Annotated in this window: 14 protein-coding genes; 6 read left to right on the top strand and 8 right to left on the bottom strand. The window is 59.7% G+C overall.

Annotated features, from left to right (window positions below; genetic code table 11):
* The 6 genes from EN884_RS07600 to EN884_RS07575 form a co-directional block, all read right to left on the bottom strand.
* The coding region (locus EN884_RS07600; protein WP_164894945.1) for a TadE/TadG family type IV pilus assembly protein at positions 1–197 on the bottom strand (197 nt) is incomplete at its 3' end.
* Positions 198–204: 7 nt separating this feature from the next.
* Positions 205–1,725, bottom strand: a complete 1,521-nt coding sequence (locus tag EN884_RS07595; RefSeq protein ID WP_063170089.1) for a pilus assembly protein TadG-related protein — start codon at positions 1,723–1,725, stop codon at positions 205–207.
* A 71-nt stretch (positions 1,726–1,796) separates the two neighbouring features.
* On the bottom strand, positions 1,797–2,087 hold the full coding sequence (locus EN884_RS07590) for a hypothetical protein (RefSeq protein ID WP_063170090.1): 291 nt from the start codon (positions 2,085–2,087) through the stop codon (positions 1,797–1,799).
* Positions 2,074–3,519 carry a type II and III secretion system protein family protein gene (locus EN884_RS07585; protein WP_063170091.1) on the bottom strand — a complete coding sequence of 482 codons (1,446 nt, stop codon included), beginning with the start codon at positions 3,517–3,519 and terminating at the stop codon, positions 2,074–2,076. Before EN884_RS07585 ends, EN884_RS07590 begins: the two co-directional genes overlap by 14 nt.
* Before the next feature lie 53 nt (positions 3,520–3,572).
* On the bottom strand, positions 3,573–4,607 hold the full coding sequence (gene cpaB, locus EN884_RS07580; protein ID WP_063170092.1) for a Flp pilus assembly protein CpaB: 1,035 nt from the start codon (positions 4,605–4,607) through the stop codon (positions 3,573–3,575).
* Positions 4,608–4,685: 78 nt separating this feature from the next.
* The gene (locus tag EN884_RS07575) at positions 4,686–4,910 is read right to left on the bottom strand and encodes a Flp family type IVb pilin (protein ID WP_063170093.1); all 225 of its coding nucleotides are present in this window, start codon (positions 4,908–4,910) and stop codon (positions 4,686–4,688) included.
* Between the two features lie 531 nt (positions 4,911–5,441).
* Between EN884_RS07575 and EN884_RS07570 the strand changes: the two genes are divergently transcribed.
* The 6 genes from EN884_RS07570 (at position 5,442) to EN884_RS07545 (ending at position 11,265) form a co-directional block, all read left to right on the top strand.
* Positions 5,442–6,830 carry a CpaF family protein gene (locus tag EN884_RS07570; protein ID WP_128360518.1) on the top strand — a complete coding sequence of 463 codons (1,389 nt, stop codon included), beginning with the start codon at positions 5,442–5,444 and terminating at the stop codon, positions 6,828–6,830.
* Positions 6,830–7,798, top strand: a complete 969-nt coding sequence (locus EN884_RS07565; RefSeq protein WP_063170095.1) for a type II secretion system F family protein — start codon at positions 6,830–6,832, stop codon at positions 7,796–7,798. Before EN884_RS07570 ends, EN884_RS07565 begins: the two co-directional genes overlap by 1 nt.
* An 18-nt stretch (positions 7,799–7,816) precedes the next feature.
* A complete protein-coding gene (locus tag EN884_RS07560; RefSeq protein WP_063170096.1) occupies positions 7,817–8,767 on the top strand; it encodes a type II secretion system F family protein in 951 nt (316 codons plus the stop codon).
* A 52-nt stretch (positions 8,768–8,819) separates the two neighbouring features.
* Positions 8,820–9,362, top strand: a complete 543-nt coding sequence (locus tag EN884_RS07555) for a tetratricopeptide repeat protein (protein ID WP_063170097.1) — start codon at positions 8,820–8,822, stop codon at positions 9,360–9,362.
* Between the two features lies 1 nt (position 9,363).
* A complete protein-coding gene (locus tag EN884_RS07550; RefSeq protein ID WP_063170098.1) occupies positions 9,364–9,903 on the top strand; it encodes a prepilin peptidase in 540 nt (179 codons plus the stop codon).
* A 219-nt stretch (positions 9,904–10,122) separates the two neighbouring features.
* Positions 10,123–11,265 (top strand): hypothetical protein, encoded by a 1,143-nt coding sequence (locus tag EN884_RS07545; RefSeq protein WP_063170099.1) that lies wholly within the window; start codon positions 10,123–10,125, stop codon positions 11,263–11,265.
* 19 nt (positions 11,266–11,284) lie between these two features.
* Here EN884_RS07545 and EN884_RS07540 read toward each other — a convergent pair whose 3' ends face one another.
* On the bottom strand, positions 11,285–12,232 hold the full coding sequence (locus EN884_RS07540) for a nucleoside hydrolase (RefSeq protein ID WP_024502284.1): 948 nt from the start codon (positions 12,230–12,232) through the stop codon (positions 11,285–11,287).
* A partial coding sequence (locus EN884_RS07535) for a nucleoside hydrolase (protein ID WP_164894944.1) occupies positions 12,229–13,068 on the bottom strand: 840 nt, incomplete at its 5' end. The genes EN884_RS07540 and EN884_RS07535, both read right to left, overlap by 4 nt.

Genomic DNA, 13,068 nt, shown 5'->3' with positions numbered 1-13,068 from the left:
CTGCTGCATCGTGCCATGTAGCGCCCCGCATCCTCAACGCCAGCTTCGAGAAGCATCCGCGTATTCAGGATGTTGGAGAACTCGAACACACCGGCCGATAACAGCAATACGAGTGGTATCGTGATCGCGGCTTCCACCAAAGCGGCGCCACTTTCGTCGCCTTGGAACCGTCCAATGATTCTGCGGAGCCTGGTCATGTCAGCGCTACCGATACAACTGGGCTTCGTTGCGGAATGCTTTGTCTACCAGGGTGTTGTTGGCAAATCCGCCATCGACATCGACGATCTCAAGGCTGATAGCCTTCTCGGCGCCTGTACCGTCCGGATTGTCCTCGTCGTTGGGATTCACCTTCTGGATAGGGTTGTTTATGAAGACGCTTGCATAGCCATCCGGTCGGACTGCGGTGTGGCCGTTCAGCTTCGCCTGGTTTGCTTTGCAATCGATAATGGCCATGTTTATCAGCCGGCGGCTCGGATCCGCCTTGGTGAGGTCCCCCTTGTAGCAGGAAGGCGTTCCAACTTCGTTCGAAGGCCCTTTCGATTTGTCGCCCACGATTCCGGCCGCGATTTCATAGTTGTAGACATCATACCTGGAGGCGGGAACGTTCCGCTTGAGAGGGTCGGTCTTCGCCGGGAGGTTTGGATACGCTGCGTTCTTATGATTGGCGGCCCAGTAGGCGGTCCAGAAGGAATTCGCCGCGATCGGCAGCGTCATGCCCTTAGCGGAGTCATAGCCGGTGCCATCCGGGAGAGGCAACGCGGAACCATCCGTCGCGACATCAAACTTGTTGCAATTGCTGTTCTTGCTGGCCCCCTTGCGGACATTGCTCGCCGGGCGGTAGCCAAGGTCTGTGTTATTTTTCAGATTGCCCTGATAGAGATCGAACCGGACATTCAGGCCAGTATTGACCTGACCCAAGGTGACACCCGTTTTCGTGGTCAGCGAAGTGCGGCTGTAGCAGGTGCCGGCGGTCCCCTTGGCCATCCCCTCCTGTATCGAGGTCAGGCCGTTTTCCAGCAGGCCAAAGTTGCCCGGGCCGGGGTTGCTATCGACTTTCAGAATACGAAATTCGCGGCTATAGGTGTCCCCCGACGCGAACGCCTGCTGGATCGTTTTGCTGGTCAACGGGTCGGTCGTCTCGAACGGATTGCACATGAAGATCGGCACCGTTTCGCAGATCGACTGGACAAATCCGGCCACAGCCTGAGGTCTGATGTCGAATGTGTTGCTGCCGCTGACAACGCTTGCCGGAAAGATCGCTTCGAAGGCCCCGGCACCATCCGCCAGGCCGGACGGGTTCACGGTCACCAGTGAGAATGTCACGGCTTTAGGGTCGGTGCTTGCCCAGTTCACACCATTGGCGTCGACACCAGCGGCACTCAACTTGATGCTGTCGTCGGCCGGTATCCCGGTCAAGTATGTAACGGTCACATCGGCTAGAGCGAGTGTATGATCGCCTGCCGTTGAAAACTTGGTCTTGTTGGTGAGAAGGGTAGTCTTGGCCAGATTGGCTCTGGTGATCGAATCCGATCTGCCATCCAGTTCCGCTGCCGTTGCCAGAGCAAGGGCATCAACTCCCTTTTGCAGATCGTTGTGAAGTCCGTTGGCTCGGCTCATATCGATGGCCAGCAGAGCGAAGCCGATAAGCACGGGCAGCATGATTGCCACGAGGATCATCGCGATGCCGCGTTGATCGTTCCAGAAGGCACGAATGGTCCCCAACATGACCTTACTCTCTGCTTTCCTGCGCCAGAGCCCCTCGCATGCCCGGCGCCCTGCGCATCCCTTCGTTCAGTTCACTGTGTCACACCCGACCCGCCGACATTGACCGTGATCGCTGGTGGCGGCGGCGGTGGCGGTGGATATTTGTAGCCTTGGGCAACGGCTGCGGCGCGTGCGCCGTCGCCTTCGATATGTGTGTTTCGGGACGCCGGGTTGAGCGGGTCGACCGTCTGCAGCAGCGAATTGAACTTCTGCGTGTCGCCGGCGGCCAGGGTCACCGAATCATAATGGTTCAGATAGTCCGCGGCGCAGCCCGACAGGGCGCTGGCGCACAGAATGAGGATCAAGGCGCTATTTCTTGACATAGAGCATCTTGTCCTTCGATTTGAAGTCGAGCATGTGGCCATAGGGGCCGGTGACGCCTTCGCCGGTTTCATATTTGCGGACCATGTCCTTGGTCACTTCCAATTGGCCGAGCACGAAGAACTCCGGATCGTTGGCGGGCCGTGTCTTGTCGAACGGTGTCGCCAACTGCTCCCCAGGCTTCACCGGCCGCACGATATGCGGCGTGACGATGACGACCAGCTCGGTCTCTTCCTTCTGGTTGCTCGAACTGCGAAACAGCGTCCCGATCACAGGCACTTGGCCGAGCCAAGGCACCTGATCCTGGAGCTTGGTGGTCTTGCTGGACAGAAGCCCGCCGACGGCGAAGCTCTGGCCGTCGCGCAATTCGACGACGGTCGACAATTTGCGGTTGGTGAAGATCGGGTCGCCGGCGGTGGTGAAGCCGGTCAGGTCACTGACCTCCGGCGCCAGGTTCATATGAATCTTGCCGTCGTCGAGTACGACCGGCGTGAACAGAAGATTGACGCCGAATTGCTTGTACACGATGTTTACCTGGCCGTCCTTGTCCAGACTGCGAATAGGCACTTCACCACCGGCGTTGAAGCTGGCCTGCTCGCCGGAAAGCGTGGTGAGGTTGGGGTTCGCGAGCGTGCGCACCGCGCCTTTGGACTCGAGCGCCTCTATGATCAGGTCGACCTTGATGTTGCTGTCGATGACGCGCGTGATAAGCGCTCCGAAGGGCGCCGAGTTGGACAGGAGGCCGCTGAGCAGACCGCCCGGTCCGAGCACGACACCGTCCTCGTCAACGGCAGCAACACCGGTACCGGTACGGGTTGTGCCATCGCCGTTCCTGCTTTTGATCGACACGCCGAGGTCGCGGCCGGTGTTGCGCTTGGCTTCCAGCACGCGCACTTCCAAATTGACCTGCTGGCTGTCGTCGACGATGACGGAGTTGATGACGGCATCGGGTCCATATTGCTGCGCAACCGCCATGATCGCCGCCAGCGTAGCGCCATCTTTCACATGCCCGCCAAGCCTGACCCTGCCATTGACCGAGCCCACTTCGATGCGCGACTTTGGCGCGACCTGGCGGATCGCCTGCGCCATGTCGCTGACATCGACGCCGACCTCGATCTGGAGGGCGCCGAGCGAGCGCTTATCGGTGGAGAACAGATTAACCGTGGTGGTGCCGGCGCCCTTACCGATGACGTAGAGCGTGCGGTCGGTCATTGGCTGGGCATCGGCGATCTTCTCGTCGCCAACGACGATGTCGCCCAGATTGGCACTCACCTGGATCGTCACCGATTGCGACATCGGCAGGAAAATCCGATGAACGCTGGGGGTCGACACATCGATGAAGCGGTCGGCCGCATTGGCCGCCAGGCCCGACAGCAACAGCGCCCCTAGGCACGACAACGCGGCCGTCGCTATCCCTAAGCAATATCCCCGCATCCCCGTCTCCCCACTCGCTGCCGGTGGCAGTCCCGTTTATTAGCCGCACCTTATCATGGTTGTCGCGGCACGTCATATGTCTCGAGCTTCACACCCCGAAAAACGCCGATCGTTGCCCGCGCCGGCGGCTCAGGCTGCACATATTTGACCACTTCCTTGACGACCGGCTGCGGTGCCGCCATCACGATCGGAGCAGGCTTTACCTTGCCCAACTCGTCGAGGCGGCTTCCCACCCGCTCCACAGCCTGCGTCAACCCGGCAATCTTGTCCTCGGCGCGCTTGCGCTCGGCTGTAGCCTCCGCTTCGGCCGCTGCCTTCCTGTCGAGCTCCGCCTGCCTGGCGGCGACATCGGCCGGCGTTTCGCCGGTCAGGTCGGAAAGCGTCACCCGCTCGGTCATTTCGCCCTTGCTGGCGGCGGCCTGGCGAAGCGCCAGCGACAATTGGCCGGCGCCTGCCGCAAGCGTCAGCTTCTGCGCGTCCTTGGTGCTGGCTTCCAGCGTTACGGACTTCACCACGGTTGGGCTGTCCTTGCTCACATCGGCCACCTGGTCGATGGCGAGCACCTTCATGCTCTGCAGCAGCACATCGACGAAACTCTTGTCCGCTCCATCATCGCCGCGCACCGTTCGCGTCAGCAGCACATCGACCCGGTCACCCGGGAAGACGAAGCCGGCGACGCCGAGCACGTCGTTCACCCTGATGGAAACAGCTTTCATGCCTTCGCCAAGCACCGCCGAAAGTGTGGCGCGTTGGCCTGGCCCAGTGATCTTGCTGGCGAGGACTGGTTCGTTGGTGCTGATGGTCTGAAGCGCTTGCCTTGTACCTTCGCCGGCCAAGGCTTCCTTTGTCGTCTTGAAAGCGCCTGCCGGTATTGCGCCCGCCGGCCATGCGACTTCGCGCAATGTGTCCGCACTCAGCGCATCGCCGAATTTCAGTGGTATCGCCGCAACCACGACAGTGCTGCCTTGAACAATACCCGTTTGCGCCATGGCGCTTCGCTGGCCAGCCAGCCAGATATTGACCAGCACAACCGCCAGGACACCGAAAATACCGGCAAGAACGATCATGATGAGTGTGTTCGCGCGCATGGTCCCAAAAACCCCAAGAAAGGCAACATATCGGGCAACAGGGACCCGGATCAGATCCGGGTCCCGATTGGAAAATGATCAGGGACCAGGAGTAGCCGTAGCAACAGTACAGTTCGTCACGCCAGCAACGCCCGTCAGCTTGCTGCAGAGATTGGTGAACGAGCCGTTCACCCACACTCCGATAGCGATGATCGTCACGATCGACGCCGCGGCAATGATGCCGATGAGGATGGAATATTCGACCATGGCAGCGCCGTTTTCATCGTCGCGGAACTGCCGGGTCATCGTCATGAGCTTCTTCATGTCAATTTCTCCCTTTGGAGGTTGGAACCCGACGAGACAGAGCAAGAGATGAAATCCATACCCAAGCATCCCCCGTCATCTCGATCCTAGGTCCCGAGAAAATGCAGAGTCAAACGACATTAAGGGTTCCTTAACTTTCATGTACCTGATTCGGCAAGAAGGTGGCAAAGTGAAATCTTATCAAGGGATTGATTCTTTTCATTTTTCGATCGCCCTTAACCATTCATTCACAATTTAGCCGCTCATGTGGCGAAACCGTGGAAGCATTAGAAGAAATGCATATTCCTTTATATCTAAGGACTTAAGCGGGAGTTTTGCTAATTTTCGCGGCGCGGGCGCATGAGCCTGAGAGCTGAGGATAAATTTGGGGAACTCCGCATGCCCTCTGCACCAAATAATCAAGGGATTTGCGGTCCTTGATCTTAACTATGCCGAAAGTAATGGCTGTGCGCCGGGCATCCAGGCGCTTGTGCGCTCGTTGGTTAACGTTTAGTTTCCGCTAATGCGTGTCCGAGGGGAGTATAAGCAATTATGCTGGGACGGTTCATCAAGGGGCCAAGCGAACAGCAGGCAGTGACAAAGGTCGAGCCGCTGGCGGTGCAGCCTGTTGCTCCGGCTCTTCTGCCAGCCGTTGATATTCAATCGCATGGTGACGATTTCCTGACGATCAAGGTCGAGCTGCATCGCCACTTGATCGACCGGTTCAACCTGACCGCGCTTGAAAGTGCTTCCAAGGATGAGATCCTGAACGAGATCCGTCCAATCGTGCGCGAGTTCGTTCGCGCTCGCGCGGTGCCGCTGAATGCGCGCGAACTCGATCAACTCACCAGCGACACCGCCGACGAGATGCTGGGCCTCGGGCCGATCGAACCGCTGCTCAAGGATGATTCCATTACCGACATCCTGATCAATACTCACAAGCGCGTTTTCGTCGAGCGGCGGGGCATCGTCGAAGAGACGCCAATCCGGTTTCGGGACGAGGCCCATCTGCTGCGCGTCATCAACAAGATCGTTTCGGCTATCGGCAGGCGGGTCGATGAATCGTCGCCCATGGTCGATGCCCGGCTGGAAGACGGCTCACGTGTCAACATCGCGGTGCGGCCGGTCTCGGTCGACGGCCCGCTGGTATCGATCCGCAAATTCTCGAAGAATCCCTATTCGCTCGAACGTTTGATGGCATTCAATTCGATCCGTCCGCCGATGATCGACCTGCTGCGGATCGCAGTCCAGGCGCGCAAATCGATCCTGGTTTCGGGTGGCACCGGCAGCGGCAAGACAACGTTGCTCAACGCCTTGTCGAGCTACATCCCTTCGAAGGAGCGGCTGATCACCATCGAGGATGCGGCAGAACTGCAATTGCAGCAGCCGCATGTCGGCCGGCTCGAGACGCGCCCGCCCAATGTCGAGGGCAGGGGCGAGGTTCGCCAGCGCGAATTGCTGAAGAACGCGCTGCGCATGCGACCGGACCGCATCATCGTCGGCGAGGTGCGCGGCGAGGAAGCTTTCGACATGCTGCAGGCAATGAACACCGGCCACGAAGGCTCGATGACGACAATCCATGCCAACACGCCGCGCGATGCGATCTCGCGGCTGGAGCAGATGGTCGGCATGGCCGGCATGCCGATGACGCATGATTCGATCCGGGCGCAGATCGCCTCCGCCATCGACATCATCGTCCAGACACAGCGTCTCTCGGATGGCGGCAGGCGTGTCACCTCCATATCGGAACTGACCGGCATGGAGGGCAATGTCGTGCAGCTTCAGGAAATCTATCATTTCGTCCGCCGTGAGGTGACGGCCGAGGGCAAGGTCGTCGGAGACTTTCGCGCAACCGGTGTCCGTCCGCGCTTCGCTCCAGAGGCGGCGACGCTTGGCCATCATTTTGCCAAGGACGCCTTCAACCCGCAGGTTGCCCTCTGATGCCGACTGGTCAAGCTCTGCTATACTTCATCTACATGCTGGCGGCAGCCTCGGTCATCCTCGCCGGCGAAGCTCTTTATCTTTCATTTGCCGGCCGCCGCTCTCGGTCTCTAGCAGTCAATCGCCGATTGAAGCGGCTCGCTGGCGACGTCCCGGCCGAACAAACGCTACAGGGATTGCTGCGGGAGCGTGGCCTCACTGACTCCGGCGACTTTCTTTTTGGAATGGTGTGGCTGAACAGACTCTATACTCAATCCGGCATCACCGGAAATCCCCTGACGTTCGCCGCGACATTCCTGCTCGTCGGACTAGCGATGGCGTTGCTCCTGGTACTCTTCAATTTTTCCGCTTTGGCGTCGCTTCTTATCTTTCTGGTCGTAGGGCTTGTCCTGCCGCTTCTCGTCCTCCGGCGCGCCCGCAACAAGCGAATCCAGAAGTTTGCCAAACAGCTGCCGGACGCGCTCGACATGATCGTTCGTTCGCTGCGCGCCGGACACCCGGCTTCGGTCGCCATCGGTCTGGTCGCGCGCGAAATGCCGGATCCGCTCGGCACCGAGTTCGGCATCGTCTCCGATGAGATCACTTTCGGTCTCAGCATCGAGCAGGCTGTGCGAAAGCTTTCGCAGCGTGTCGGCTTCGAGGGTCTTCAGTTGCTGTCGGTATCCCTGTCGATCCAGGCCAAGACCGGCGGTAATTTGACCGAAATCTTGTCCAACCTATCCTCGGTACTGCGAGAAAGGCAAAAGCTTCGAATGAAAATTCGGGCGCTTTCCGCTGAAGGGCGCGTATCGGCCTGGATTATATCACTGTTTCCGCTCGTCATGTTCTTGATCCTTCAACTTCTTGCTCCCTCCTATTATGGAGGCGTGTGGCACGATCAGCTCATTTTCCCAGTCTTCACCGTATTCGGGGTGTGGGCTTTGTTGGGGGATTTCATCATGTATCGAATGGTTAATTTTGATTTCTAACAGGGGCGACGAATAAAATTGTTTTCGAATATTCAGGATCTGGGTTTCTTGGTATCTATCGTCGTGTTTGCGGCGGCGGCATCTTTTTTCCTGTTCGGTGCGCTCGTCTTCCTGCCGGCTCTGCAAACACGAAAGCTCGTCGCGCAGAGCCTGATGGGCGAAGGAATTACAGACCGCCGGTCAATGCTTGGACAGGACGTGCTTGCCAAGCTTGCGGCACAACGGCCAGTCGACGCCTACTTCAAGTCGATCGAAAAGGAGCGCGATGAGCCGAATGCTTTGGAGGCGAAGCTCTTTCGTGCCGGCTTTTACAAATCAAGTGCACCGCTGGTTTACACCCTGTCCCGTCTGGTTGCAGTCTGCATTGGGTTTTTGGCCATCTATGCCCTGCTGTCGCGGGTCCTTCCACCACAGCTGCCTGGTTTCATAACCTTTGCCGGCTCTGCTTTGTTCGGCCTGGCCTGCATGGTGATTCCGAGCATCATGCTCGATCGCTTCGAGAATGGTCAGAAACGAATCTATCGCCGTGCCTTTCCCGACTTCATGGACATGATGATCACATGCGCCGATGCAGGCATGAGCCTTGAGGCGGCGGTCGAACGTGTGAGTCACGAAATGGCTGCCACCCACAAGTGGCTGGGGATCCAACTGTCTATCATGAATTTGCAACTGCGCGCCGGCAAGCCGTTGCGGGAGGCGTTACGGGAACTCGCCGATCGCATAGGCCTTGAGGAGGCGCGGGCACTAGCGGTGCTGTTCCGGCAATCGGAAGAACTCGGCACCAGCCTCACCGATGCCTTGCGTGTTTATAGCGCCGAAATGCGCAGTCAGAGAATTCTGAGTGCCGAGGAGCGCGCCAATTCACTCCCGGTCAAGATGATGATTCCGTTGGGTCTCTGTATATTCCCAGTCGTGATGGTGGTGATCATGTTGCCGGTCATCATTCGCATGAGAGGCGTTTTCTTCTAGTTTAGTATATCATTTGGCCCTAATGTGAGTCGGGGGCCCAGGGGACGGACGTATGAAGAGGGTTATCGCGGCCGCGGCCTGTCTGCTCATGGCGGTGCTTGCCGGTTGCCAGACGGCGGACACAACCGACGGTGTCGTGCGCACCAACGAGCCGTCGAAGGGCGACGTGACGTCTTTTGGCGATGCTTTCGACGGACTGAAAACGGTCGGCGACGTCGAATACTATGCCTCGGACCAGGCGGTCGCGGAAGCCAAGAACCAGTTCCGCGCCGAGAATTACGGCAATGCCGGCGCACTGTTCTTCAAGGCGACGCAACTGGCACCCAATGATGGTAACGCCTGGATGGGGCTGGCCGCCTGCACCGACCGGATCCACCGCTTCGACCTGTCCGACCGGGCCTATGCCAGGGCCTTCAAGCTGGGCGGCGCGACGCCCGAATATTACAACAATGTCGGCTATTCCTACCTGCTGCGCGGCAAGTTACAGGATGCCCGCTCGAACTTCCTCAAGGCTTACGAGCTGGCGCCCAACGACCCGACCGTCGCCAACAATCTGAAGCTTTTGTCGTCAAGCGTGCAGAACGTCGAGCGCTAGCATGTTGCTTGCCGAAGCGCTGCTGCTGAAGGTGCTCGCAATCCCTCTGCTGGCCAGGATTGCCTGGCTCGATTTCACCACCCAGAAAATTTCCAATCGCGACGTGCTGCTGCTGCTCTGTCTGGGCGCCGGGGGCCTGCTGTTGCTGTCGCTCCAATCCGGGTCGTGGTGGGACATGGGACTGAGCACCAGTGCAGGGCTTCTGTTGTTCGTCGCGCTCTTGCCCTTCTGGGCCTTGCGCAAGATCGGCGCCGGCGATGTCAAGCTGATAGCAGTCGTGCCCTTCCTGATCAGCGGCAGCGGTCTCGCGGTGTTTTCGGTGCTGCTCCTGGTTTTCGCCTTGGCCACTGCCGCGATCGTGAAAAACCCATTCCTGCTGCCGGCGGGCGCTTTTCGGCTCATCGTCCAGCATCTGGACCGCAAGGGGGTGGTGCCGTTCGGCGTGCCGACCTCGCTGGCCGCGATCTGTACGCTGGCGTTCCTGATCTACAAGAGCTTGATCCTGGCGAGCAGTTCTGGGATCCTCAATCAGCTCAACTGACCTCGACAGTTCGCGCGGCTGAACGCGCTGCGATCGACACTTCCCCGAAGCCTTCGCCGGCGCGTTGGCTGACGGAACAAACGAAAACCCGCCTGTGCGGCGGGTCACTGGCGCAAATCAGCACCATGGACAAAAATGTACCATAGCTGAGTGCAGGGAGTCAAGAAAAAATTCCTATCAGGTTGATGGCTAGATAAACAATCACAGGGAGAAGGCAGCATGGCACTTCACCTTTCGGCGGATGCTCCGGTCTCGGTCGCGGCGCCTCCACAGAAATATCTATTTGGTCCGTTCATCGATTTTTTCATGCTCGGCGGGAGCGCGTTCCTGATCCTGCCGATCCTGTTCTTTGTGCCTCTTAGATACGAGGGCGTTGTGGCGGCGGTAATGCTCTTGCTCGCCAATCTGATAAACCATCCACATTTTGCCCACTCGTATCAGATTTTCTATCGCGATTTCGGGCGCAAGGTGCGCGGCGACGGATATGACAGGAATCTCCAGATCCGCTACATCATCGCGGGCATTGCCGTCCCAATGATCATGGTCGCTTTCTTCGCCTATGGCTCCGTAACCGGCAACGCCCGCCTGCTGGGATATGCCACCAACGCGATGGGCTTTTTCGTCGGCTGGCACTACGTCAAGCAAGGCTATGGCATGCTGATGGTGGACGCGGTGCTGAAGCGCAAATTCTTCAGCGACCAGGACAAGAAAGCGCTGCTGTTCAACGGATATGCCGTGTGGCTGTTCGCCTGGCTCCAGACAAACGTGGTGATCACCGAAAGGCAGTACTGGGGCCTGGACTACTACACATTCGCTGTCCCGCCCTGGCTCCTCAACATCGCGCTCGCGGTCGCCGCTGCCTCCTCGGCGGCCACCGCCGTGATGTTCGTCAATCGCTGGCGCAAACATGGCGGCGCGCTGCCGTATAACGGCGTCGTCGCTTACGTCGTGTCGCTCTATGCCTGGATTCTGTTCGTGGCCCTAAATCCGCTTTGGCTGCTCGTGGTGCCGGCGCTCCATTCGTTGCAGTATCTGGCGGTGGTCTGGCGTTACCAGACCAATGTCGAGCGCGACCGCGCGGATGCCGTCAAGGATCCGGAATTCAGGGTGCTGTCCATTCTTGGGCCGATGTACAGGCTGCGGGTGCTGATATTCATCGTCGCCGGCACAATTCTCGGTGCTCTCGGTTTCTGGCTCGTGCCGATGGCGCTAAGTGCCCTGGTTCCCTACGACAAACAGGTGCTCGGCTCGTCGCTTTTCCTCTTCATCGCGTGGATATTCATCAACGTGCACCATTACTTCCTGGACAATGTGATGTGGCGTCGCGGCAACCCGGAAGTCTCGAAATATCTGTTCCGCTAACCCTCAGTCCGTTGGATGTTCAGTCCCGCAGGAGATCGAACATCAGCTTGAAGAAGCGGTCCGCGTCGACCTCATGGGCGATGCGGGCATTGTCCTTTTCACCGCGCTCGCCCCAGTAGTCGGCGATGGTCGCGCCGAAGGCGTAGGTGCCGGACAGGTCGACGCCGATATGGGCAGGGCGAGTGCGCACCAAGGTCGGGTCGATGGCCAGCGCCAGCGCCAGCGGATCGTGCATGGCGCCGCCGACGCCCATCGAGTTGCGGTGCAGCTTCTCGTAGAACAGCAGCCAGTCGTTGACGAGCCGGCCGAGCGGCGTGTCGATGGTGGCGAGTTCGGCATATTGCGGCGCCTCGATCAGCACCTGCATGGTGACGTCGAGGCCGACCATCAGGATCGGCACGCCGCTGTCCAGCACGATCTTCAGCGCTTCGGGATCGCAGAACGCGTTGAATTCGGTCGGCGTGATGATCTCGCTCTTGCGGTAGAACACGCCGCCCATCCAGATCAGTTCCTTGATCTTGGGCAGCACGTCGCGATGCTTGAGGATCATCAGGCCGATATTGCTGAGCGGGCCGGTGGCAACGACCAGGATCGGTTCGGGCGCGGCGCGCAGCCTGTCGGCCAGGAAATCGACGGCATGCTGGTCAACCGGCTTGATCGTCGCCTGCGGCAGGTAGGGCGAGCCCTCGAGCCCGCTCGGGCCATCGGCGGTGCCGAGCACCAGCGGGCGCGCCAGCGGGCGGTGACAGCCCTGCGCGACAGGCACGTCGCCGGCGCCGATATACTCCAGGATGCGCAAGGCATTGGCGGTCGTCTTCTCGACTTCCGCATTGCCGCAGGTCGTGGTGACGCCGATGAGTTCGATGGCCGGCGAGCGATGCGCCATGACCAGCGCGATGGCGTCGTCGTGGCCGGGGTCGCAGTCGAACAGGATAGGAGTTGGCTTGGTCATCATGTCGTCTTTCACGCCGCCCGCTCGTAGCGCGCTATGGTTTTCTTGAAGCCGTCGAGGAAACGCCGGCCGTCCAGGCCGGTGCAGATGCGGGTGGTCTTGGGCCCGCCGCCGGGCAGCAATTGCCGGCCGCGATAGGCGACGGTCTGGCCGCGCGCCAGCCTGCCGTCGAGCACGACGTCGGCGAACAGCGGCTCGGTCATCGTCGCCAGGCCGGGATCGAAAGCCAGCGCCACGGTGATCACGTCATCCATCGGGAACCCGACGAGGTCGAAGAATTCGCGCCAGATGTCGATGTAGATCGGGAAGCTGTCGGCGATCATCTCAAGGACGGGATTGTCCTTGGCGACGGCCTGCATGTCGGCGATGTCGTCGCGCGTCAGCATCGAGTCGGCGACGCGGTTGTCCTCGCAGATGTCGAGGGGGACGAGGATCTTCTCGACATCGGCGTTGAGCACGATGCGCGAAGCCTCCGGATCGGCCCAGATGTTGTATTCCGACAGGGGTGTGATGTTGCCCGGCGTCTGGAAATTGCCACCGAGCACGATCAGCCGCTTGAGTGCACCGGTCAATCGCGGCTCCTGCAACAGCGCCATCGCCGCGTTGGTCAGCGGGCCGGTCGTCACCAGCGTGATCTCGCCCGGATTGGCCATGACCGTCTCGATGATGAAATCGACCGCATGTCCCGACGTGGCCTGCCGCACCGGCGTCGGCGCCGGCGGGTTGAACTTCTTCAGGCGATCGCCGAAGCGGGCGACAAGCCGTTTTTCGAAATGCACCGGCGCCTCCATGTCGGCCTTGGCGTTGCCGACGATCGGCCGCCACGCGCCGGCGTGAACCGGGATATCGTC

Source organism: Mesorhizobium sp. M7A.F.Ca.AU.001.01.1.1, assembly GCF_004022735.1.
GTDB lineage: Bacteria > Pseudomonadota > Alphaproteobacteria > Rhizobiales > Rhizobiaceae > Mesorhizobium > Mesorhizobium ciceri.
This window is presented reverse-complemented; position numbering and strand designations above follow the sequence as displayed.